The sequence below is a fragment of the Breoghania sp. JC706 genome, assembly GCF_037026715.1.
In the GTDB taxonomy this organism is placed as follows: Bacteria; Pseudomonadota; Alphaproteobacteria; order Rhizobiales; family Stappiaceae; genus Breoghania.
Window position 1 is genome coordinate 19,248 of sequence record NZ_JBANCG010000010.1, and the last position, 22,549, is coordinate 41,796.

Below are 22,549 nucleotides of genomic sequence, written 5' to 3' on the forward strand. Positions count from 1 at the left end.
CGGACAAAGGAGGTTCGTCCGGCCGCCCGTGGGCGGCCGGTGCATGTCGTTTTTTGAAGAAACGCGCCTCTCGCGGCGGGTGAGCGGTTTCAGGCTCTCGCGGATACGAAGGCCGCTCAGTCCCTACTTCGCTGCAGCCCTACTTCGCTGCAGCAACGTCGTTCTGCATCTGCGGATCGACGACCGCGCCGGGGCGGACGCGCTGCAGGCCGTTGACCACGATGCGCTCGCCCGAGGTCAGGCCGCTTTCCACGATGCGCTTGCCTTCCGCGCTGCGGCCCAGATGAACCGGCCGGTAGTCGATCTTGTTGCCGTCGCCGACGACAAAGACGAACTTCTTGTCCTGATCCGTGCCGATGGCCCGTTCGCTGATCAGGATCCGGTTCTCCGGCTTCGGCGTGCCCATGCGGATGCGCACGAACTGGCCCGGGATCAGCCGCCCGCCGGGATTGGCGAAGACGGCCCTCACCGCGATGGTGCCGCTTGCCGCATCCACCTGGTTGTCGACGAGCTGCAACCGGCCCCTGATCGGATCGGATCCGGCGAGCGTCTCGATCTCCACGGGGATCCGGTCGAGCGGCGGCAGCGCGGCGTCGGAGGCCGGCAGTTCGGCCAGTGCCCGGGTCACGATCTCCTCCGGCACGCTGAAGCTTGCATAGATCGGATCGACGGAGACGAGCGTGGTCAGCGCCGGCGAAGCGGAACCGGCCGCCACGAGGTTGCCCTGGGTGATCTCCACCCGGCCGGCCCGGCCGGCGACCGGCGCACGGACCTTCGTGTAATCGAGTTCCAGCTTTGCGGAGCGCAGCGCGGCCGTGGCGGTGCGCAGATTGGCCTGTGCCTCCACGAAGGCGCTGCGACGCTGGTCGAGAGCGCTTTGGGAAATGGCGCGGGTCTGGATCAGCTTCTCGCTGCGCTCCAGTTCCAGCCGGGCGAGATCGCGCTGGGCCTGGGCCTGGGCGACCTGTCCTTCCCGCTGGGCGACCGCCGCCTCGAAAGGCGCGGGATCGATGGTGAACAGGAGATCGCCCGCCTTGACCAGCGCGCCCTCGCGGAAGTCCACCGACTGGATGGCTCCGGCGACGCGGGAGCGCACCTGCACCCGGTCGACCGCCTCCAGCCGTCCGGAGAACTCGTCCCACAAGGTGATGTCGCGGCTCGCCACTTCCGCCACCGTGACCGGCACGGCGGGCGGCGCGCCAGTCTTATCGCCAGGCGTCTCGGAAGTCGTATCGGCGGCGGTCGCGACCGTGGCGATCGGCATATCCATGAACAGGGCGGCGGCCGAAACGGACACAGCAAGCCCCAGGCCGGCGCCCGCAAGGGCCCAGCGTGTCTTTCTCGATGTCATTTGATCTCTCCTTCAGGCCCGCACGAGGCCTGCCCCGATCATCTGGGTTTCGGTGTCATCTGATCTTCAATCGCAACTCAGTGCATTCCGAGCGCCCTGACGAATTCTTCAAACCGTCCGTTGAGGGCGTCCTGCCAGCTTGACGTTTCCTCGCCCGTGCCGCCGTAAACCGACGGCCAGCCCGTCCTCGCGGGAAGAACGTGCCGTTTGACCTCGACGCCCGCTTCTTCCAGGCGGGCTGCATAGGAAAGCGTCTCGTCGAGGAGCGGGTCGTCCTCGGCGGTGACGATGAGCGCGGGCGCCAGCCGCGCCAGCCGCGAACACAGACACGGCGCCGCGTAAGGGTGGCAGACGCCGCCGCTCAGATAGTGGCTCCAGCCCTCCGACCAGCGCGCGCGCATGCCGATGGCACCCGCCTTGCGGATGGAGGCCGAGCCCATGAAAGGGTCGAGCAGCGGCGACAGCAGGACCTGTCCGTCGAGCTCGTCGGCATAATGGTCGCGCGCCTTCAGCGCCACGGCCGCCGCCAGATTGCCGCCGGCCTCGGTGCCGCCGACCAGCAGCAGCGAGTTGCGGTTGCCAAGCCCGGCGCGCTTCTTCGCCAGGTAGCTGAAGAGCGAGAAACCGGTCTCCAGCGGCTTGGGGAAGACCGCGCCAAGCGGCGCGTTGTAGTCCGGCATCACCACGATGGTGCCGCGCCCCGCCAGCGTCTCGGCAACCTCGCTGTCCTTGCGCCCCTCTTCCAGGAAGGCGCCGGAATGAAAATAGAGCAGGACCGGCGGCGACTTCTCGTATTCCGCACCCTGAAAGACGCGCGCCGAGACCGGGCCGATGCCCGCCTTGTCGAACGTCATGTCCTTGATCTGCACCATAATCGTTCCGTTCCGTTTCACCCCCCGGTGAGCGCCGGGGCCATTCACGAATGCTCCCGAATATGGCCAATGGCACGCCAGAGTTCACCCCCGAATGCGCGCCTCTCGTGCTCCAATACCTATTGTTGTTCCTATCTCGGAATAAGACGGTAATTTCTGGTTACACTGTTCGAAATTTCGAATAATATCGCAGTGCACTCTATCGGAGCTCCTGCGAGATGGACCAGCTATCCGCCATGCGCGCCTTTCTCCGGGTGGTGGAGACGGGCAATTTCTCCCGCGCTTCCGAAGCCTTGCGCATTCCCCGGGCCACGGTGACCAACCTCATCCAGAGCCTTGAGGCGCATCTGCAGACCAAGCTGCTCAACCGCACCACCCGGCGGGTGATCGTGACGACGGACGGGGCGCTCTACTACGAACGGGCCGCCCGCATCGTGGCCGAGGTCGACGAGCTGGACAGCACCCTCGCCCATGCCCAGGCGAACCCCAGCGGCCGCCTGCGGGTGGAGATGTCGGGCGCGCTCGCCGACTGGATCGTCATTCCCGCCCTGTGCGACTTCGCCATGAAATATCCCGAGATCAGCATCGATCTGGGCGTCGGCGACCGCACCGTCGACTATCTGGTGGAGAACGTGGACTGCGCCCTGCGCGGCGGCACGCCGGGCGACCAGTCGCTGATCGCGCGCCGCGTCGCGGAGGTGAAGATGATCACCTGCGCCGCGCGCCCCTATCTGGAGCGGTTCGGCCAGCCGGCTCACCCGCGCGATCTGGAAACCGGCCACTGGTGCGTACGCTATTTCTCCGCCCAGACCGGCGAGTGCTATCCGCTGACCTTTCGCAAGGGCGACGAGGAGCTGGAGATCGACGGCCGGTCCCGCTTCTCCGTCAATGACGGCCGCAGCTACGTCACCGCCGCCCTCATCGGCCACGGCATCGCCCAGATCCCCCGCTTCATGGCGGCGGAAGAGTTTGCCCGCGGCGACCTGGTGCCCGTGCTGAGCGAATGGAACACGGAAAGTCTTCCGCTTTACATCGTCTATCCGCCCAACCGGCATCTCTCCAACAAGGTGCGCGTGTTCGTGGACTGGCTGGTGAAGCTGCTGGCGGACCTCGAGCAGTAGAGGGAGAGGGCGAAGGGAGGGAAGGGGGAAGGCGCGAGGGGAGAGATGCGGCCCGGAAATGGTAGTTGGTTCTTCGCCCGCGAATTCTATGCGCCTTCATACCTCTCCCTCCTTTCATACCCCTCTATCGTCATCACCCGGCGAAGTCCGGGTGATCCAGCGCGTGCCCCGAATGCTGCGGCTGGCAATGGATTGCCCGGACTTCGCCGGGCAATGACGGAGGAGGGGAATGAGGAAAATGGCACGAAAGCGCATAACCCGATACCATTTTCGGGCCGGGCTCTGAGGAGGTCTGACACGGCCGTCGCGAAGGATGGACCGCTCGCAAGAGCGGTGGCCACTTGCGCCCGTCCCGCCGCGAACCGCGCTACGTGAGTTCGTTGTGAAGCGGCACGGTCGGGGCGTGGGCGTCAATCGCCTTCACGACCGCGCCGGCAAGCGGAAGGTTCCGCTTCTCGCGCTCCCAGACCTCGCGGAACCGCTGCACGGTTTCCGCCGCGGTATCGATGACGAGCTTTTCGGGAACCCGCGCCCGGGCCGCCAGATGGCGCAGTTCGTCGACGTCCAGCCCGGCCATCTTCTTCGTCCGCGAGAAATTGAGGGCGGCCGTGTCCTCGCCGGGGATATAGGCGATGGTGGAGACCAGATCGTAGGCCGGGGCAAGGGCTGGCGTGCGCCGGTCGGGATAGATCAGCGACCAGTTCTTGAGGTGCATGTCGCCGTTGCCGACAAGCGCGCTGAACACCAGCCGGCGGATGAATTCCGCAACGCCGGCAGCCCCCGCCTCGATACCGATCACGCGGGCGATGTTGGCGTAGCTCGCGCTCCTGTATTTCTCCTCCGGAAAGACCCCGAAGACCTGCGCGAAATCCTCGGTGTGAACCGGCCCCTCGCCGGTGCGGTCGAAGCGGCGGACGGCGAGCGCACGCCCCTTCAGCTCGCCGATCCCTTCGGGAATGCCGGCGATCGCATCGAGATCGACGAGATCGATGACTGGCACCTCCATGCCGAGCAGCCCGGCCAGCGTCATCATCGAGAACTCGTTTTCCGGAACGCCGGAAAACTGCTGGGAGGGTAGCTTCACGATCCAGGAGCCGCCGACGCCCTCCGCCGGAATGGTCAGCCCGCCGCGCCTGCCGGCATTCTCCAGCGCGGAGAACTTGAGCTGCACCCCGGCCAGAGAAAACCGCAGGGCATTGGTGCGCGCCGCGTCCGGCGCATCCGTATCCGCGCCGGGGGGAAGCGCCTCGCCGGCCGCCGGATGGATCGACAGCGCGCCGGGCAGGTCGAGGCCCAGAACCCACAGCAGGAAGAATTCGCGCTGCGCATTCACCCCCGCGCGCTCGGCCAGATAGCGCCGCAGGTGGCCCTCCGGCAGCAGGTTGGAGAAGAACGGCGGCACGACCCGCCGCGTCGGGCGGATGTCGGTGATCAGCCCGCCGAGATCGTCCTTGAACGACAGGCTCAGCGTCGGGCGCGCGGCGTCCTCGACATAGTCCTCGTTGAAGGCGAAGATCGAGCGCTCGCCCTGCAGGTGCGTCAGCGTGCCGATGGGACGGCCGTGAAGCCGCACGTCGAGAACGGCGACGTCAGGCATCGTCGTCCCCGTCGTCGAGCGAATAGGCGGGCCGTGGCACAGCCTCCGCCGCCTGGCTCCTGACGAGGCCGGCGACCCCCGGCACGAGCTTTTTCGGCACCAGCACCAGCTCCAGATCGAGCGCGCGGGTCATGTCGATGAAGCTCGACAGCCCCGGCTCCATCCGGCCGGTCTCGATCTGGGAAATATGGCTCTGCGTCAGGCCGGAGCGCTCCGCAAGCGCCCGCTGGCTCACCCCGGCGGCCGTGCGGGCCGCCCGGGCCTGGGCGATCAGGCGCTCGCTCTGGTAGGACATGATACAGGATCCGTAATCACAGAGATCGAATTATCAGGATACTGTATCTACGTGCATCGTCACGGATCGTCAAGGCAAATGATATAATATAATGATCAAATAGCATGTCTGATACATTAAACCGTATCATACCTTGGGAGGAGGGTCAGTCGACCAGCGCGCCGGACGGCACCGTGTCCTGTTCGGGCAGGATCAGGTCACTGAGCTCATAGAGGTGGTACTCCCACGTGCCCGCCTCCCTGAGCCCGTTGTACCGCTTGAGGAATTCCTCGTCGGAAAAGAGCGTTTCGAATTCGTCCCGGCTCTTCCACAGGGCCTGGTTGATCACCGTCGCCCCGTCGAGGCTCCGGTAAAGCCGGCTCCAGCAGAACGTCTCGTAGCTCCGCGCGACGTAGCGAACCGTGTCCCTGAGCACATCAAGCGCCAGGTCCTGCCTGCCGGGCTCGACCTGCACCACGTTCACGAGGACCACGTCCCCGGCTTCGATCCTGTCGTCCTTTGAGAGATTGGGCTGCATCGTGTGTTCCTTTCCGCCTTAGGTGAGCATCGCGAGGGGATTGGCGCGCGTGATTTCGTCTATCCGCTCGTCCGTCAGGCCGAACTTGCGGAACCAGACCTCAGTGAGCGCCAGCCATTCCTCTATATCGGGCTGGCTGGGCTGGCCGAGATCGGAGCTGTAGACGAGGTTGGAAATGCCGGTCAGGGCCGCGCCGAAATCCTCCTCGCTCTGGTAGCCGAGCAGGTAGGTCAGCGCGCATTGCTCGATATAGAGCGAAGGTTCCGCGCCGAGTTCGATCAGCTCGCGCGCGGAAAATCCCGTCATGGGACTGGCGGGCTGGTTCAACATCAGCCTCGGCACGCCGAGCGCCAGCGCCGCATCTATCAGACGATAAACGTCCTCCTTGTCCGCATGGCCGGTGGACAGCACCAACGGATGATCCCGGCAAAGGCGCATCACGTCCAGCGTTTCTGGCAGAAGCGCGCCGTCCTCGCCGGAAACCCGCAAGGGCCGGATCGGAGCACGGCTGAGGATCGGGTTCGCGGGCTCGCGCGACAGGCGGCTTCTGTGCGGATGGCCGGTGACCGTGGGCAGGTGGACGATGAAACGGGCCTCGCCCGCCCCCGTCTGCTGCCCAGTCTGCCCCCCCCTCTGGCCCCCCCTCTGGCACCCGGCCTGGCACAGCGAGCGCTCCACCACCCGCCAGTCGATCCCGCCGGCGATTTCGTTCAGGACCAGCGAACCGGACAGCGGCAGGCCCGCGCGCCGGGCCTCCACGCTTTGCGCCGCCGTGCAGCCCAGATGGTTCTTCAGCACGACCCAGCCGCCGTATTCGGCATAGAGCCCGCCCGCCTCCAGCGCGCCGTGACGGCGCACATAGGCGTCGGGATCGGCGTGATAGTGCACATCGATGAAGCGCGCGGCGGAAAGCGGCGCCGGGAGCGGAGCGGACGAGAGCTCCGCCGTCTCCCCGGCCCGGCCGGGCCGGTTGCGGGCGTGGATGTTCGCAAGCAAGATCTGAGATCCTCGGCTCGGTTCGCATCGCGCGGGCGCCGGGCCCCTCGGGCAGGCCCGGACGCGGCGCGCGTGCCACAGAAAAAGGCGGTTTGAACAAATAAAGATCACCGGTATTTACTTGTTCAATTTTCTACAAACGTAGAGCAAGAGACAAGTCGCGAGCTTGTCCGGAATCTATGGACCGAAATGTCAATAAAACCGGGACGCCTAAGAGCCCGGATTCATCAGGACGGGGAGGTGAAGAGGGAGATATTGCCGTGGAAAGTCTGTCGCGTTTTGCATTATTCATTCAGGTTGTGGAGTCGGGCAGTTTCGTGGCCGCGGGGCGCCAGCTCGGGATTTCGCCCTCCGCGGTCGGCAAGGGCATCGGCCGGCTGGAGGAAAATCTCGGCGTCTCGCTGTTCCGGCGCACCACCCGCAGCCTCAGCCTGACCGACGAGGGCCGCCTGCTGCTGGAGCGATGCCGGCGGATCTTCTGTGAGCTGGAGGCGATCGAAACGGAATTGGCGAGCCGGTCGACGGAGCCGAAGGGGGTTCTCAAGATCACGATGCCCCTTGTTCACAAGCTGCTTCTTCCCTCCCTCGGCCGCTTTAGCGAGGCGCACCCGAACGTCGAGCTCGAACTCGATTTCACCGATCGGCTGGTGGACATCGTCAACGAGGGCTTCGACGTGGCGATCCGCACGGGGGACCTGCAGGATTCGCTGCTCACCTCGCGCCGTCTCGGCAGCTACACGATGATGCTGGTCGCCTCCGCCGGCTACCTCGCGGCCCGCGGCGAGCCCGCCGGCCCCTGCGATCTGGCGAACCACTCCCTGTTGCGCCACCGCTACCTGCATTCGGGCAAGATGGAGGACTGGCCGCTGACCGGCGTCGATGCGGGTCTCACCTTGCCCACGACGATCGTGTGCAACAACATCGAGGCGCTGATGGACCTGGCGCTGGAAGGGCGCGGCATCGCCTGCCTTCCCGATTTCGCGGTCCGGGACGCGATCGCGCAGGGGCGAATGCGGCAGGTCCTGCGGCCCCACGTCCACCACGAAGGCGTGTTTCGCGTGCTCTGGCCCTCCAGCCGGCACGCCTCGCCGCGCGTCAGGGCGTTCATCGATTTCCTCGTGGCGGAAAACCTGTTCGCAGAGGTCGCAATCGCCGCGCAAAGCCCGGCGACCGTCCTCTCCGGTTCCGCCTATTGATAAATATATAAAAGGACGTCCGACGTACATGCATGTATTCAGTGCGCCCGCCCAACTTTTTCGGGACTTCCGTGTCCGCGCATAGTGGACGTAGGGGCAGTTTTATTTCCGAGATACGTCGGATACCATGCTTTTGCTGCAACGCGGCAGATATATAACGCCGCGATCCGGAGGGAGGAGAACCTGTCATTTCAAAGGGGTTCTCTATGACTGCATCATTTGATCCGGCCTTTGTCGGCCACACCATTGAGCTTAGTTCTTCTCAGGCAGAAATCCCGCGGCGGGGAGGTGCATCATGACCACTCCCGCCAAATCCCGAAACGAACCCGGCGCGTTCGGCCATGACGCCGACGCATTCAAGCGCGGGATGAGACGCCTCGCGGCCGGCGTGTCGATCGTCACCACATGGGACCTCGCCAGCGCGCCCGGTCGTCCGGCTCCCGGTCATCCTGCTGACAGCGCCGCGCCGTCGGGCGCGGCCCGCCCGACGGGACTGATTGCGACGTCCGTCAGTTCGCTGTCTCTCGAACCGCCCTCGCTCATCGTCTGCGTCGGCCACACCTCGCGCAGCCACGACAGTTTCGCCGCGGCGCAACGGTTCGCGGTGAACGTCCTCCTGCACGAGGATGCCTGGCTGGCGCAACGGTTCGCCGACGAGAGTTTCCGCGAGCAGCGGTTCGACGATCCGCGCTGGGATCCGCGCTGGCAGATCGACGGGAATGGGGCCCCGATGCTCAAGGGGGCGCTTGCCGCCTTCGACTGCCGGCTGGCGGCGCATTTCACCTACGCGACGCATTCGATTTTCGTGGGCGACGTGCTTGCGACACGCATCGCAGCCGCCGGAAACGATCCCCTGGTCTATCTCGACGGGCGCTACGTACGGTGCGTGCAGGCCGCCGACCGTGCCCCCGAGCACCGGCCCGAGCACCGGCCCGAACATCGGCCCGAACATCGGCCCGAACATCGGCAGGACCGCACGCGGCGCGCGGAGGCGGAGGCGTCCTCCGTTTCCGCCTCCCACGCGGGGCCGTGAGCGGCCATCACCACAGCCAGACGCTTCAGCCCGCGACCATGTCGCGGCATCGATGGGAGTTTGTACGATGAAACCATTGCGGATTCTCGACGTGACGCTGCGCGACGGCGGTTATCGGAACAATTTCGATTTCTCCAAGGAGTGCGCGGTCAGGATCGTCCAAGGCCTTGCGGCGACGGGCGTCGATTTCGTGGAAATCGGCTATTGCAACGGCTCGTTCGTCCGCCGGCCCGAGCACGGGCTGACGAGCCGGGTCGACGACGGCTATATTGCGGCACTGCTTTGCGCCGCTGGCGCTTCGGCCAGACCCGGAGCCGCGCCAAAAGGCGGAGCGGCGACGAAACTCTGCGTCATGGTGCACCCGCTCAACGTGACGCGCCAGGACCTGTTCGCGCTCGCCGCCCAGGGCATCGACGTGATCCGCGTCTGCCTGCGGCCCGACCAGCTTGACGCGGGCCTTGCGACGATCGCGGACGCCAGGGCCGCCGGCATGGCGGTCAGCGCGAACGTGACCCGGGCGACCGAACTGCCGCGATCGACCATCATCCGCATGGCGGTTCTGGCGGAGGAGGCGGGCGCCGACCTCATCTGCATCGCCGATTCCAACGGCGCGATGATCCCGGCCGACGTGGAGCGCCTGATCGGCGACCTCGCCCTGTCGGTTGCCGTCCCGCTCGGGTTTCACGCCCACAACAACCTCTCGCTGGCGCTCTCGAACGCGATCGCGGCGAGCGCCGCCGGGGCGGAATACATCGACACCGCCATCAACGGCATGGGCAAGGGGGCGGGCAATCTCCATCTGGCGATGTTCATCGCCTATCTCGACCGGATCGGCCGCAACCATACCTACGACCTGGTGAAGGCGCTCGAACTCTCCAGTTTCGCCGCGCGCGAGGTTCCCGAAAACGCCAAGCCGCACCCGCTCATCGACGTGATGACGGGCGCCTACAACCTCTCCATCGACGCGGTGGCCAAGGTCGCGGCGAGCCAGCCTGCCCGGCGCGCGCGGCCCGAAGCCCGGCCCGAAGTTCGATTCGAGGCGCTGAAAGAGCTTCACGAACAACGCGACAGCGAGCGCCGCGACGGGGTCGGCCTCGTCGCCCCGCGTCCGGCGGTTTCCGCATCTCCCGCGCGGTCCGAAAGCGCCGCCGCCCCCGCATGAGACCGGATCCGGCACATGCCGGACACAGGAGAACAGTCGATGACCAACATCCATGATCTGGCGCGACAACGCCCGGAACCACACCCGGAACAACGCCCGGGCGAGACGACCGGCAACCGGCCGCTGCGCATCTGCGTTCTGCCGGGAGACGGGATCGGCTCGGAGGTGACGGCCGCGGCCACGCCGGTCTTCGAGGCCGCCGGCGTTCCGGTGGATCTCTCCTATGGCGAGATCGGCTGGAAATGCTGGGTGGCCGAGGGCGATACGGTGCCGCCGGAGACCTGGGCGAAAATCGCGGCCACCGACGTGACCCTGCTTGGCGCGATCACCAGCAAGCCGCTGAAGGAGGCCGAGGCCGCCTTGCCAGCCCATCTGCGCGGACACGACCGCCCCTTCGTCTCGCCGGTCATTCAGCTTCGCCAACGGCTCAACCTGTTCGCCAACGTCCGGCCCGTGACGGACATCCACGAGGGCGGACGCTTCGCCTTCACCGTCATTCGCGAGAACACCGAAGGGCTCTATGCCGGGCTCGATTTCGGCGCCATCCCGGCCGAGTTCGAACCGCTGCTGCGGGCGCGCGAGGCGGCCGGCGCCCCGTGGGGAACCGTCGATCGGCAAGACGCGACGATGGCCGTGCGGCTGCAGACGCGGGCGGGACTCGAGCGCATCCTGCGCTTCGCCTTCGACCATGCCCGCCACAACGCCTTCGGCCCAGAATCTCTCGGCAAGGTGACCTGGGCCGACAAGCCCAACGTCCTTCGCCGCAGCGGGGCATTCGCGCGCGAGGTGATGGAGGGCGTCGCGCGGGACTATCCCGACATCGAATGGACGATCGAGAACATCGACGCCATCGCCCTGTGGATGGTGCGCAGGCCCGAGCGGTTCGGCGTCATCGTCGCGGAGAACATGTTCGGCGATATCCTCTCCGACCTCGGCGCCGGGATCATGGGCGGGCTCGGCTTTGCGCCGAGCGCGAATATCGGCCGTGACGGCGCCTATTTCGAGCCGGTCCACGGCAGTGCGCCGGCGCATGCCGGACACAACCGGGCCAACCCCGGCGCGATGTTCCTGACGATCGCATTGCTTCTGGATCATACCGGTCACGCAAGCGCGGCGGCGGGCATCCGCGATGCGGTCATGAAGGTCGCCCGCTCGCGATTGCGCACCTACGACCAGGGCGGCGACGCGACGACATCGCAGGTGGCCGACGCGATCATCGCGCACGTGGCGCAAAGGCGGGACGCCTTCGCCGGCGAGCGAACAGAAACACGGGCGCCCGCCCGGGCGCGGGTGCCGTCATGACCCCCGCCACGCTGTCGAATCCCGAGCACGATCCGCTGCTCGCCGCCGCAAAGGCCCTGGATACCGCCTCCCTGTCGGATGCCCTCGACAGCCTCGGCCTGCCGGCGGGCCTTGCCGGGATCCGGCCGCAAACCGGGGGCGCGCGCTGCGCCGGTTATGCCTACACCGTGCTTTACGAGCCGGTGGAGACGGAGGCGGGCGGCGGCGGGTTCCGCAACGCGGCCGACTACATCGACGACGTGCCGGCGGGCGCGGTCATCGTTTCCTCCAATCCCGGCCGCACCGATTGCACGACCTGGGGCGACATCCTCACCCAGATGGCCGCCCTGAAAGGGATCGCCGGCACCGTCATCGACGGCGCCGCGCGCGATATCGAGACCGTCCGCGCCCTGGGCTATCCGCTGTTCAGCCGGGCCGTCTTCATGCGTTCGGGCAAGAACCGCGTGCAGCTGCGCGCGACACAGGTGCCGGTCGCCATCGACGGGACCATCGTCGCACCCGGCGATCTCGTGGTGGGCGACGCCAACGGCTGCGTCGTCGTCCCGCGCGGCCAGGCCCGGGAGGTCCTGCGCCGTGCGGCAGCCGTGGAGGCGACCGAGAACCGGATCCTTGCGGCCATCCGCTCCGGCGTTTCCCTGGCGCAGGCGCGCAAGCTCAATCGCTACGACCAGCCCTGGATCGTCCCTTCCGCTTCGCAGAACTGAACGTATTGTCGAGGACATTGCCATGAGACGCTTCAAAACGCGCATCACCGATCTTCTGAACATCGATCATCCGATCGTCCTCGCCCCGATGGGCGGAATATCTGGCGGCACCCTCGCGGCGAGCGTCTCGCGCGCCGGAGGGCTGGGCCTTGTGGGGGCGAGCTACGGCGAGCGGGCATGGATGGAGAGCGAACTGGCGAAACTCGGCGCGCCCGGCGCGCCGTGGGGGATCGGCCTCGTCATGTTCACCGTGGCGGAGCGGATGGACCTGCTCGACCTGGCGCTCTCCCATGCGCCCGACGTCATCGCCCTGTCGTTCGGCGATCCGGCGCCGTTCCTGCCGCGCATCCACGCCGCCGGCGCGAAGGCGATCGTTCAGGTGCATGAACTCGACCAGGCGCGCGCGGCGGCGGACCTCGGCGCCGACGCGCTGATCGTGCAGGGGGCGGAGGCCGGCGGGCACAGCCGCCAGCGCTCGACATTCCCGCTTCTGCCGGCCGTACGCGATCTTGTGGGCGAAGACATGCCGCTGATTGCGGCCGGCGGCATCGGTGACGGGCGGGGGGTGGCGGCGGCGCTGGCGCTGGGCGCCGATGCCGCGATGCTCGGCACCCGGTTCGTCGCCTGCGACGAGTCGCTTGCGAGCGGCAGGCACAAGCAGCGGCTCGTTGCCGCGGGTGCTGCGGAAACCGTACGCACCCGCGCATTCGACATCGTTCGCGGGATCGCGTGGCCGGAGCCCTATTCCGGCCGCGCGATCGCCAACGGCTTCTCGCGCCGCTGGGCGGAGCGGGAAGGGGAACTGGCCGGCGCACCCGCCAATGTGCGCGCGCACTACGCGGAGGCGCTGGCGGCCGACGATCTCGACTTCCGCGCCATGTGGGCGGGCGAGGTCCTCGACATCGTTCGCGATATCCGCCCCGCCCGGCGCATCGTCGAGGAACTCGTCGCGGACGCGCTCGACACGATTTCCGGCTTCGAAAGGCTCCTCGCCCCGCAATCGCATGACGCACGGCAGCGGGAGAGCGCGGCATGAGCGCGCTCGCAGAACACGATGCCGGCAGCCTTCGGGCGCGGGCGATCCCGCCCCGCGGCTTTCAAGGCGGCCCGCGCGCACGCATCGCGTACACGACCTTTCCGGGCGGCCGCAAGCGGGCGGTCCTCCTCTCTCCGATCCTGCCGGCATGGGACGAGGGCGCCTACTTCGCCCCGTTGCTGCCGGAGCTGGCAAACGCGGGCTACACGACGACGATCCACGACACGCTGGCCCTCGTCGAACCGGGCATGACCTTCGCCGACCTCGTGTCGGCCTGGCGCGCCCGGCTGGGGGAGGGCATGCCGGTGGATCTGATCGGCGGCGCGGCGCTCGGGGGAACCGTGGCGCAAGGCCTGATCGCCGCGCCTCCTTTCGCGGAAACGGCCCGCGCGCTCTTCGTCTCCTCGCCGACTGTGGTGGACGACGCGCTTTCGGCGGCGCTGCGCGAGCTTGCGGGGCTCGCGCGCGAAGTCTCGGCGGGAGCGTGCCTGCGGCGGCTGGGCGAACTCGTCGGCCGTAACGATACGGAAGAGGGCGCAACGGATGCCGCGCCCGAGGACGCCGGCTCGCAGGACCCGGTCGCGGCCGCCCGGCTGGCGCTCGGCTTCTCGGCACTGTGCGAGGTCGACGTGTCCCCTGGCATGGAGGCCTATGCCGGCCGGCTGCTGCATGTCGTCGGCGACGCGTCGCGCATGGTCGCCCTGCGCAATGTCCGTGTTGCCGATCCCGTCCGGCAACACGCCTTTGTCGTACCGGGCGCGGGAATGCGTCCGCTGAGCGATCGCGGCGATGCGGTGAGACGGCGGGTCCGGGCGTTTCTCGCCGATCGGTAGGCAGCCCCGCCGACATGTTTCCATCGCCGCCAGGGCGGCAAAAGACGGTTTTCTGAGCCAACCCGTTTCCAGGAAAGGAGATTTCCATGACGACCATCGACGTGAAACCCAACCCCGTGCGCACCAGCGCGAACAGGATGAAGCTCGGCGTCTTCGCCTTGAACATCGATGGCGGCTGCACGCTGACCAACGCGCCCGAGCGCCACCGCGCTGCCGACTGGGCGGGCAGTCTGGAGGTCGCCAGGGCCGCGGATCGTGCGGGCTTCGAGATGCTGCTTCCCGTCGGGCGCTGGCGCGGCTACGGCGGGCTTTCAAACCCCATGGGCGAGAGCTTCGAAACCTACACCTGGGCCGCCGGTCTCGCGTCCGTGACCGATCAGATCGCGCTCTTCACCACCTCGCATCTGCCCACCGTCAATCCCGTCTTCGCGGCCAAGCAGGCGGTCACCATCGATCACATCTCCAACGGCCGCTTCGGCCTGAACCTGATCTGCGGCTGGTTCGAAGCGGAGATGCGCATGTTCTCCGGCTCGATGATGGAACACGACACCCGCTACGACTATGCCGACGAGTGGCTGGACATCGTGCGCAAGGCGTGGAGCGAGAAGGAGACGTTCACCGTGGATGGCAAATTCTTCAATGCCACGGACGTCTTCGCCCAGCCCAAGCCGCTGAACCGGCCGTTCCTGATGAATGCGGGCGGCTCACCGCGCGGCAAGCGCTTTTGCGCGGCGAACTGCGATGCGGCCTTCCTGATCCTGAAATACATGGACGGCCCGGAGGCGGTCAGGGCGCAGATCCGCTCCTACCGCGATCTCGCCGCCGAATACGGACGCGACATCCAGGTCTGGTGCTACGCCTACGTGGTGCAGAAGGACACGCTCGCCGAGGCGGAGGACTATCTCGACTATTACGTCAACCGCATGGGCAACGACATCGCCTGCGATAACGTGACGAGGGAGATCGGCATCCAGAGCGGGATGTTCGCCTCCACCGAGGACGCGCTGAGATCGCGCTTTCATTTCAAGGCCGGGTTCGCGGGCCTGCCGCTGGTCGGCACGCCGGACATGATCGCGCAAGAGCTGAACAGATATTCGGACCTCGGGCTCGACGGCGTCTGCCTGACCTGGCTCGACTACAAGTCCGGCATCGCCGATTTCGTCGCCGACGTGCTGCCGCTGATGGAAACGTCGGGGCTGCGCGCACCGTTCGGCGGCGGCCGGCGGCTGGGCGTGGCGGAGGAAGTCTACGCCTAGCCTGTGCGGGCAGTTGTCCCAAACGCGATGCGCGTCATCAACTCGATTTGCGAAAATGCGGAAACCCGGAGACCGATCCCTCCACCGTCATCACCCGGCGCAGTCCGGGTGATCCATTGTCCTTTCCGCGCACGCCGCGGCCGGTAATGGATTGCCCGGACGGCGCCGGGCAATGACGACGGAGCGGGCTGAGAGGGGAGCAAGCGGCTTGCGCTCGGCATCCTCCAATTTCCATCAGCCCGTGAAACGACGCGGCGCCGATTGCGGACCCATATGTCCGGAAAAAACGGAAAAGCCATCCGTTTTTCCCGCAATGGCGCGTGTCTAGGATCGTCGGGTGGAGCACGGGCCGCCGGCCGCTCGTCAAGGATCGCCGGCGAGACCTCCCCGCAACGCCCCGTCTTGAAGCCCGTCTTGAAGCCCTGGGAGAAAGTTCATGTCGCAGTCCGAAACGCGTCCGTTGCCGGTCGTCGGCCTCATCGCCCTCGCCCTTTCCGGGTTCATAACCATCCTCACGGAGGTTCTGCCGGCGGGCCTGCTGCGGCAGATGTCGGACGGGCTCGCCATCTCCGAGGGCATGGTCGGGCAATTGGTGACCGTCTACGCCGTCGGCTCGATCGCGGCGGCCATTCCCATCACGCTGGCCACGCAGCGCTGGCGGCGCAGGCCGCTGCTGCTGTCGGCCGTCGGCGGCTTCGCGCTCGCCAACACGGTGACGGCGGTTTCCAGCGATTATGCCGTGATCCTCGTCGCGCGCTTCGTGGCGGGCATGTCGGCGGGCCTGCTGTGGGCGCTGCTGGCGGTCTATGCCAGCCGGATGGCCCCGCGAAACCTGCGCGGGCGCGCCATCGCCATCGCCATGGCGGGAACCCCGGTCGCGCTGTCGCTGGGCGTGCCCGCCGGCACCTTCCTGGGCATCGCCTTCGGCTGGCGCTCCACCTTCGCCATCATGAGCGCCATCTCGGTGCTGCTGATCGTCTGGATCCTGGCGCGGGTCCCCGACTTTCCCGGCCAGGAGGAGGGCAGGGAGCTGGGCCTCGGTCGGGTTCTCGCCATTCCGGGCGTGCGCAGCGTTCTCTTCGTGGTGCTGACATTCGTTCTCGCCCACAACGTGCTCTACACCTACATCGCCCCCTTCGCGACGCTGTCGGGGCTGGAGGGGCGCATAGACGTCGTCCTGCTGGTGTTCGGCGTCTTCTCGATCGTCAGCATCTATCTCGTGGGCGCGATGATCGACCGGCACCTGCGCCTGCTCACGCTGGGCAGCGTGGTGCTGTTCATCGTCGCCGGCGGCGCGCTCGGCCTTGCCGGCGGCAACGGGTCCATCGTCTTCGTCTCGATGGGCCTGTGGGGGCTCGCCTTTGGCGGCGCGGCGACATTGTTCCAGACGGCCTGCGCCAATGCGGCGAAGGACGCCGCGGACGTGGCCCAGTCGATGCTGGTCACGGTGTGGAACACCGCGATCGCGGGCGGCGGCATCGTCGGCGGGCTCCTGCTGGAAGCGACGGGTGCCGCCTCCCTGCCGTGGGTGCTGTGCATCCTGCTCGTGCTGGCGCTCGTCTGCGTGATGCGGGCGCGCACGCACGGCTTTCCCGCAGCATCTGATCCCGCAGCATCCAAGATGGGCGGCGCCGTTGACGCCGCGCCCGCCGCGGCCCCGCAATCGGCCGAATAGGCGGAGCCGTCGTCGCGGCGGGGTCGAATTTTCGCCGCACTACCGGCTTCGCGCTGGAGTCGCTGCACAACGACCTGGTGATGCGACGCTTCGCGCACGCCCTGCCTTTCGTCATCACCATCGTCTCCGCCAAGGGCGCCTCGCAACCCGGGCTCGTGCAGACGTTCCTGCGGCTTCTGCTGTCCGAACTCCAGGCAGTGAAGCTCAAGATAGACCAACGTCTGGCCGCGCCGGCGACCGGAAACCGACACCCTGCCGATCCCGCGCGATCCGGAGCCTGGCCGCATCGCTTCAGACCAGGCTTTTCCCGCGCGTTTCCGGGGTGAGGAATAGGTGCACCAGCAGCGAGATCGCGCAGATCGCCGCGATATAGGCGCTGATGAACGCCGCGCCGCCCAGGCCCTGCAGCCAGGTCGCCACCAGCGGGGCGGTGCCGCCGAAGAGCGCGGCGCAGATCGCGTAAGGAATGCCGATGCCGGATGCCCGCACCTCGGTCGGGAAGAGTTCGGAAAAGGTGGTGCCGAGCACCGCGTTGTTGAGCGAAATGAACAGCGCGCCGACGACGGCGACGAAGACATAGGTCGCAAAATCCGGAGCGCCCGTCAGAAGGCTCAGCAACGGATAGCTGAAGACCAGGAAGCAAAGGGCCGAGGCGATCAGGAACGGCCGGCGGCCGATCCTGTCCGACAGGTAGGCGAAAAGCGGAACCGCGACGCAATAGACGATCAGCGCGACGATGTTGCCGGCATATCCATCCGCCCGGTCGAGCCCGCCCGCGAGATGGGCGTAGGTCGGCAGGAAGATCAGCCAGATGTAGTACTGAACGCTGTTCATCTGAATGACGAACACGATGACGGCCTCGCGCGGGTAACGCGCCAGCGAGGCGACGATGTCGCGCAGCCTCGCGGTTTTCACCGCGGCTTTCCGGAAGGCCTCCGTCTCCGGCACGTTGCGGCGCAGGTAGAGACCGTAGAGCGCGAAGGCCCCGCCCGCGAGGAACGGAAGCCGCCACCCCCAACTCTCCAGCAGGTCCGCGGGAAAGACGGAGCTTACGAGGCTCGCTACGCCTGCGCCGACCAGAATGGCAAGGCCGATCGCGACCATCTGCGGCGAGGCCGCCAGCGCACGGTTGCGCGCGGGCGCGTGCTCGTTGAGGAAGGTCACCGCGATCTGGAACTCGCCGCCGGCGGAGAAGCCCTGCAGCAGCCGGGCCGCAACGATCACGATGGGTGCGGCGATGCCGATGGTCGCGTAGTCCGGACAGAGCGCGATGATCAGGCTGCCGATGCACGTCATGATGATGGTCGCCGAAAGCATCGTGCGCCGGCCGTACTTGTCCGCCATCGGCGACAGCACGAAGGCCCCGATCGGACGCCCGGCAAAGCCGATGGCGAAGGCGGAGTAGGTGGCGATCAGCGAGGTCAGCCTGTCGTGGGCGGGAAACATCTGCTGGCTGAAGACACCGGCGAGCAGGCCGTAGATCGCCCAGTCGTACCACTCGATGAAATGCCCGATCGACCCGCCGAGGATCGCCCCGCGCGGGCGGGCGGCGCTCGCGGTCGCTCCCGTGCGCGCGCCGTCAACGGTCGCGTCCCGTCCGCGGGCCAGCGTCTCGGCAATGGTGTCGGCGTCGTCGGTCATCGCAAGCCCCCGATTGTCCTGATGGTCAATGTCCAGTGGTCAATGAAAGACGGCAGGCGTCATCGCGATGCCGTCCTGAACGACCATGCGCGGCGCGGACAGAACGGCGAGATCGTCCAACGGATTGCCGCCGACGACCACCGCATCCGCCCGCTTGCCCGCTTCCAGCGTGCCGCGGTCGCCACCGATGCCGATGACCGCCGCGGCCCTGCCCGTCGCCGCCACGATCGCCTCCATCGGCGAGAGGCCCCCCCGGTTCATCAGCGACAGCTCCATCGGCAGGTCGTCGACGCGGGTATAGCGCCAGCCGGCATCCGTACCGGCGACGAAGCGCACGCCGGCCGCACGCAGCCTGCCGAACTGGTCGAGGTTCTCCTCCAGCATCGTCTGCCAGCGCTCCAGCAGCGCCTCCTGCGCCGCGCTGCGCGCCTCAAGGGCCCGCAGCCGCGCGATGACGGCGCCGCCCACGGCAAGCGTGCCCGTCACCGGGATTTCAGAGCGCGCGAGGTCCTCCGCGACATCGGCCTCGAACCGCTGGTTGCCCGCCGCGTCGCAGATGAAGCCGGCATGTTCGATCTGGTCGACGCCGACGGCGATCGCGTCGCGCGTTGCCGCCGCGCACAGGCAATGCGCCGCCACCTTTCGCCCCTGGCGATGGGCCTCGTCGGCGATCGCCCCCAGCTCGCCCCGCGAAAAGGCGGGCAGCCACGGCATCGTGTTCACCGTGCCGCCGCCGCTCGCCATGACCTTGATGAAATCGGCGCCGTGCTTGATCAGGTCGCGCACCTTGCGGCGCAGACGCTCCTCGCCGTCGGCCTCTCCGCCGAAATACCAGGTGTGCCCGCCGGTGATGGTGATCGGCTGGCCGCAGCACAGCACATGCGCGCCCCGGCCGTGGCCGAGTTGAAGCGCCCGGCGCAGATGGGCGACGGAATTGCCCATACCGCCCACATCGCGAACGGTGGTGATGCCGGCAGCCAACGCGCGCGCCGCGTTGAATGCGGACGTTGCGACCAGCACGCCTTCCGGCTCGCGAACGGCATCCTCCAGCAGGGTCCCGTCTCCCGGCAGGTTCAGGTGGACATGGGTGTCGATCAGGCCGGGCAGGATCGTCGCGCCGGAAAATTCGAGGAGCCGGGCGCCCTCGGGCAACGCCGCACCGTTCGAGGCGCCCGCATGGAGGATGCGATCGCCATCGATGACAATCTCGCCGGCACGCACCGGCGCACCGCCCTTGCCGTCGATCAGCTGATCGGCCCTGAGCACAAGCAATCGCGAAGACAAGAAACACCTCAAAAGCAATCGGTGAAAAAAGCTCGAAAAGAGACCGTTCAGACGCTGCAACCGGGAGCGGTGACCAACCGCGCAAGTGGCAAGGCGAACGGTCGTCGGAAAAACGAAAATGAACGAAACGCGCCAGAGGACGCAGGAATTGGCGCGCGGGCAGTACGCCCGAACATGAAACGGGACCCGAGAGACCCGATCGAGAGACCCGGCCGAGAAACCCGGCCGAGAAACCGCAACGCCCCGCCCCGCCCCCAATCGGTCCGGGGTCCGCGCGCCGGCTAAACTTCCGTAGAGTTATTAGACTTGTGAAATATAAATACGCGTTTGCATCGTCTCAGAAAATATGCTTATCGTCAACCTTTCAAGACTTGGTGATTTTTCCGCCGGGGACGGCATATCATTGAAAACGATATTTATTCGCGGCGAGTCCAATCCGAACGAACGACGCGCTCCGATAACGCCCGAAGATGCGGGACGACTTGTCGAACGGGGCTGCCGGGTGAAGGTTTCGTCCTCTCGGTCCCGGATCTTTTCCGACGAGGACTACGCGAACGCGGGCTGCATCGTGGAGCCCGGCGAGAGCTGGCGGTCGCCGGCCGGCGACACGTTGACGGTCGGCATCAAGATCCCCGCGCTGAACGTACAGCCGCTGTTCGGCGAGCACCTTTTCTTCGGCCATCAGTATACCCGCAACCGCGTCCTGAGCGAAAAGCCAACGGCCACCGCGATGCTGAACGCCCTGCGGGCGGGCGGCGGCATTCATTACGACATGGAATTCCTGGCCGACGAAAGCGGCGCGAAGATCACCGCCTTCAGCACCGTGGCCGGTTACGTCGGAGCGGCGATCGGGATCGCGCGCGCCTGCCTCAGGGTGCGAGACGCCGGAAACGGAGACGACGCCCCGCCCTACGACATCCCCACCTGCACCGCGGCGCTCAGGGAGCGCGCGGCGGTGGAGATTGCACAGACCCGGCCGCTCGACATCGGCCTGATCGGCCCGTCGGGGGCCTGCGGGGCAGGGGCGCGGGAGCTTCTCTCGGCGCTCGGCCTGACGTGGACGCCGATCCGCCACGCGAACCTGAATGCGGATATCGGCGACGAGGACCTGTTCGCCTTCGATCTCCTGATCAATTGCATGGCGGTGGACGAGACCACGCCGAAGATCCTGTCGCCGTCGAGGTGCCCACGGGACGCGAGGCTGTCCGTCATCGCCGACATCGGCTGCGAGACCAACGACAACAATCCGGTCCTGCTGCGCGACGGCCTGTCGACGCTGGACGCGCCCTTTCTCGCAAGGGACCGGGGCGATGGCCGCATTTGCGACATCCTGTCGGTGGACCACCTGCCTGCGCTCACGCCCCGCGAGAGCAGCGAGCAGGTGAGCAAGCAGCTTTTTCCTCTGCTTGATAACTACATATCGGGCTCTGAGCTCGATTCCCCCTGGCAAAATGCCCGGAATATATTTCATTCTTCTATCAATAAAATCAAATAAATTTAAATACTGCTTTATCTAAAGGATATTATTATGACTTACGCTCTTTATTGTTTTATTGCCGCTTCAATTATGCTTATCGCAGATACGCTTTATCATCGGGTCGACCTTGCTGAGGTGACGGCCCCGCCGCCGGGCGCGGACATCGTGCGCCACTACCGCAAGCAGTTCCGGGGCATGAGCTACAAGCCGCTCGACATCGTCCTCGGCCCGCTCGCCTATGTCTGGACGTACCTGTTCATCATCGCCGCCATCCTGGCGTTTCACCACACGGACTATCTCGCGGTGAAGATCGCCGCGGTGCTCTTTGTCACCGGGCGCTTCCGTAGCCTTCAGGAAATCGGTCACCACGCCGCGCACGGCTCGCTCGGCCCGGCCCGGCGCTTCAACGAGATCCTGACGAACCTTCTCTACCAGTTCCCCGCCTTCATGCCGGAGATCCGCCGCCGGCATCAGGTCCACGTCGTCGAGCACCACCATTCGGTCAACATGGACGACGATCCCGACAGGATCGAGATGGAGGAGAGGGGCTTTGCCCCCGGCATCACGCCGCTGCGTTTCTGGCTGGGGGTCTTCCGGCCGCTCACGCCCGTCGGCATCCTGGAACGGCTCAAGGAATGCTGGGGCTATCTGACGGCGGACATGTGGAACGTCAATCTGGCGCTGCGACTCTTGAGCGTCGCCGTCGTCGTCGGGCTTTTCGTCGCCTTCGGCTATTACTGGGAGCTTTTGTTCCTCTATGTCGTGCCGGTTCTCGTCACCTACCCGCTCGCCTACTGGATCGCCCACATCGCTCTGCACCGCTGGTACGCGGCCTGCGAGGACGGCATTCCCTATCACGAGCGGGAACTGAGGCTCGGCCGGCCCACCGACTTTCCCGGTCCTATCGGCGCCCTCGTCAGAAGCAACGTCTTTCCCTACGGCGATTCCTATCACCTCGCCCACTCGCTGTTTCCCTCCGCGCGGTGGAACTATCTTCCGGCCATCGATGCGGTGATGAAGCGAGATTGCCCGGAATACGCCAACCACGGCAGCCGCGGCCTCTTCTTCGGCAGCGGCGGCAGGCCATCGGCTCTCGATGAGCTCCGGCACCGGATGGTCGGCAACGGCGGCCTTCGCGTCGCCCACGCCGAAGCCGCCTAAGCCACGCCCGTATTCCGCCAAGTGTTGTAGCCAGTGTTGT

General features: G+C 66.7%; 21 protein-coding genes. 13 read left to right on the plus strand and 8 right to left on the minus strand.

Annotation, left to right across the window (positions count from 1 at the left end; genetic code table 11):
* Window positions 1-139: 139 nt before the first annotated feature.
* Both V2L18_RS19460 and V2L18_RS19465 read right to left on the minus strand, forming a co-directional pair.
* Window positions 140-1,351: an efflux RND transporter periplasmic adaptor subunit gene (locus V2L18_RS19460; RefSeq protein ID WP_336179987.1), complete on the minus strand. Its 1,212-nt coding sequence runs from the start codon at window positions 1,349-1,351 to the stop codon at window positions 140-142.
* A 77-nt stretch (window positions 1,352-1,428) separates the two neighbouring features.
* Entirely contained in the window at window positions 1,429-2,226 is a 798-nt protein-coding gene (locus tag V2L18_RS19465) for an alpha/beta hydrolase (protein WP_336180123.1), read from the minus strand.
* Between the two features lie 215 nt (window positions 2,227-2,441).
* Here V2L18_RS19465 and V2L18_RS19470 point away from each other — a divergent pair, with 215 nt between their 5' ends.
* Window positions 2,442-3,344 carry a LysR family transcriptional regulator gene (locus V2L18_RS19470; RefSeq protein ID WP_336179988.1) on the plus strand — a complete coding sequence of 301 codons (903 nt, stop codon included), beginning with the start codon at window positions 2,442-2,444 and terminating at the stop codon, window positions 3,342-3,344.
* A 367-nt stretch (window positions 3,345-3,711) separates the two neighbouring features.
* Here V2L18_RS19470 and V2L18_RS19475 read toward each other — a convergent pair whose 3' ends face one another.
* The 4 genes from V2L18_RS19475 to V2L18_RS19490 all read right to left on the minus strand — a co-directional run bounded on the left by V2L18_RS19475 (window position 3,712) and on the right by V2L18_RS19490 (window position 6,749).
* A complete protein-coding gene (locus V2L18_RS19475) occupies window positions 3,712-4,941 on the minus strand; it encodes a type II toxin-antitoxin system HipA family toxin (protein ID WP_336179989.1) in 1,230 nt (409 codons plus the stop codon).
* On the minus strand, window positions 4,934-5,236 hold the full coding sequence (locus V2L18_RS19480; protein ID WP_336179990.1) for a helix-turn-helix transcriptional regulator: 303 nt from the start codon (window positions 5,234-5,236) through the stop codon (window positions 4,934-4,936). The genes V2L18_RS19475 and V2L18_RS19480 overlap by 8 nt, the downstream gene beginning before the upstream one ends.
* Before the next feature lie 145 nt (window positions 5,237-5,381).
* A complete protein-coding gene (locus V2L18_RS19485; protein WP_336179991.1) occupies window positions 5,382-5,753 on the minus strand; it encodes an antibiotic biosynthesis monooxygenase in 372 nt (123 codons plus the stop codon).
* A gap of 18 nt (window positions 5,754-5,771) precedes the next feature.
* Window positions 5,772-6,749, minus strand: coding sequence for a DUF6282 family protein (locus V2L18_RS19490; RefSeq protein ID WP_336179992.1), 978 nt, complete (start codon window positions 6,747-6,749; stop codon window positions 5,772-5,774).
* A gap of 260 nt (window positions 6,750-7,009) precedes the next feature.
* Here V2L18_RS19490 and V2L18_RS19495 point away from each other — a divergent pair, with 260 nt between their 5' ends.
* From V2L18_RS19495 to V2L18_RS19540, 10 genes are all read left to right on the plus strand, one after another.
* A complete protein-coding gene (locus V2L18_RS19495) occupies window positions 7,010-7,945 on the plus strand; it encodes a LysR family transcriptional regulator (protein ID WP_336179993.1) in 936 nt (311 codons plus the stop codon).
* Between the two features lie 295 nt (window positions 7,946-8,240).
* The gene (locus V2L18_RS19500; RefSeq protein ID WP_336179994.1) at window positions 8,241-8,978 is read left to right on the plus strand and encodes a flavin reductase family protein; all 738 of its coding nucleotides are present in this window, start codon (window positions 8,241-8,243) and stop codon (window positions 8,976-8,978) included.
* Between the two features lie 67 nt (window positions 8,979-9,045).
* Complete coding sequence (locus V2L18_RS19505) at window positions 9,046-10,140, plus strand: hypothetical protein (RefSeq protein ID WP_336179995.1); 1,095 nt, start codon at window positions 9,046-9,048, stop codon at window positions 10,138-10,140.
* A 39-nt stretch (window positions 10,141-10,179) separates the two neighbouring features.
* The gene (locus V2L18_RS19510) at window positions 10,180-11,442 is read left to right on the plus strand and encodes an isocitrate/isopropylmalate family dehydrogenase (RefSeq protein WP_336179996.1); all 1,263 of its coding nucleotides are present in this window, start codon (window positions 10,180-10,182) and stop codon (window positions 11,440-11,442) included.
* Complete coding sequence (locus V2L18_RS19515) at window positions 11,439-12,146, plus strand: RraA family protein (protein WP_336179997.1); 708 nt, start codon at window positions 11,439-11,441, stop codon at window positions 12,144-12,146. Before V2L18_RS19510 ends, V2L18_RS19515 begins: the two co-directional genes overlap by 4 nt.
* Window positions 12,147-12,168: 22 nt before the next feature.
* On the plus strand, window positions 12,169-13,182 hold the full coding sequence (locus V2L18_RS19520; protein WP_336179998.1) for a nitronate monooxygenase: 1,014 nt from the start codon (window positions 12,169-12,171) through the stop codon (window positions 13,180-13,182).
* Complete coding sequence (locus V2L18_RS19525; protein ID WP_336179999.1) at window positions 13,179-14,015, plus strand: hypothetical protein; 837 nt, start codon at window positions 13,179-13,181, stop codon at window positions 14,013-14,015. Before V2L18_RS19520 ends, V2L18_RS19525 begins: the two co-directional genes overlap by 4 nt.
* An 86-nt stretch (window positions 14,016-14,101) precedes the next feature.
* On the plus strand, window positions 14,102-15,271 hold the full coding sequence (locus V2L18_RS19530) for an LLM class flavin-dependent oxidoreductase (protein WP_336180000.1): 1,170 nt from the start codon (window positions 14,102-14,104) through the stop codon (window positions 15,269-15,271).
* A gap of 436 nt (window positions 15,272-15,707) precedes the next feature.
* Window positions 15,708-16,946 carry an MFS transporter gene (locus V2L18_RS19535; RefSeq protein ID WP_336180001.1) on the plus strand — a complete coding sequence of 413 codons (1,239 nt, stop codon included), beginning with the start codon at window positions 15,708-15,710 and terminating at the stop codon, window positions 16,944-16,946.
* 80 nt (window positions 16,947-17,026) lie between these two features.
* Window positions 17,027-17,272, plus strand: coding sequence for a hypothetical protein (locus tag V2L18_RS19540; protein WP_336180002.1), 246 nt, complete (start codon window positions 17,027-17,029; stop codon window positions 17,270-17,272).
* On the opposite strand, the gene V2L18_RS19545 is transcribed toward V2L18_RS19540, so the two are convergent.
* A complete protein-coding gene (locus V2L18_RS19545; RefSeq protein ID WP_336180003.1) occupies window positions 17,238-18,587 on the minus strand; it encodes an MFS transporter in 1,350 nt (449 codons plus the stop codon). The genes V2L18_RS19540 and V2L18_RS19545 overlap by 35 nt on opposite strands.
* 39 nt (window positions 18,588-18,626) lie before the next feature.
* Window positions 18,627-19,871 carry an amidohydrolase family protein gene (locus V2L18_RS19550; RefSeq protein WP_336180004.1) on the minus strand — a complete coding sequence of 415 codons (1,245 nt, stop codon included), beginning with the start codon at window positions 19,869-19,871 and terminating at the stop codon, window positions 18,627-18,629.
* A gap of 346 nt (window positions 19,872-20,217) precedes the next feature.
* On the opposite strand from V2L18_RS19550, the gene V2L18_RS19555 reads away from it, so the two are divergent.
* Window positions 20,218-21,366, plus strand: a complete 1,149-nt coding sequence (locus tag V2L18_RS19555) for a hypothetical protein (RefSeq protein WP_336180005.1) — start codon at window positions 20,218-20,220, stop codon at window positions 21,364-21,366.
* 72 nt (window positions 21,367-21,438) lie between these two features.
* Window positions 21,439-22,509 carry a fatty acid desaturase gene (locus tag V2L18_RS19560; protein ID WP_336180006.1) on the plus strand — a complete coding sequence of 357 codons (1,071 nt, stop codon included), beginning with the start codon at window positions 21,439-21,441 and terminating at the stop codon, window positions 22,507-22,509.
* Window positions 22,510-22,549: the final 40 nt, after the last annotated feature.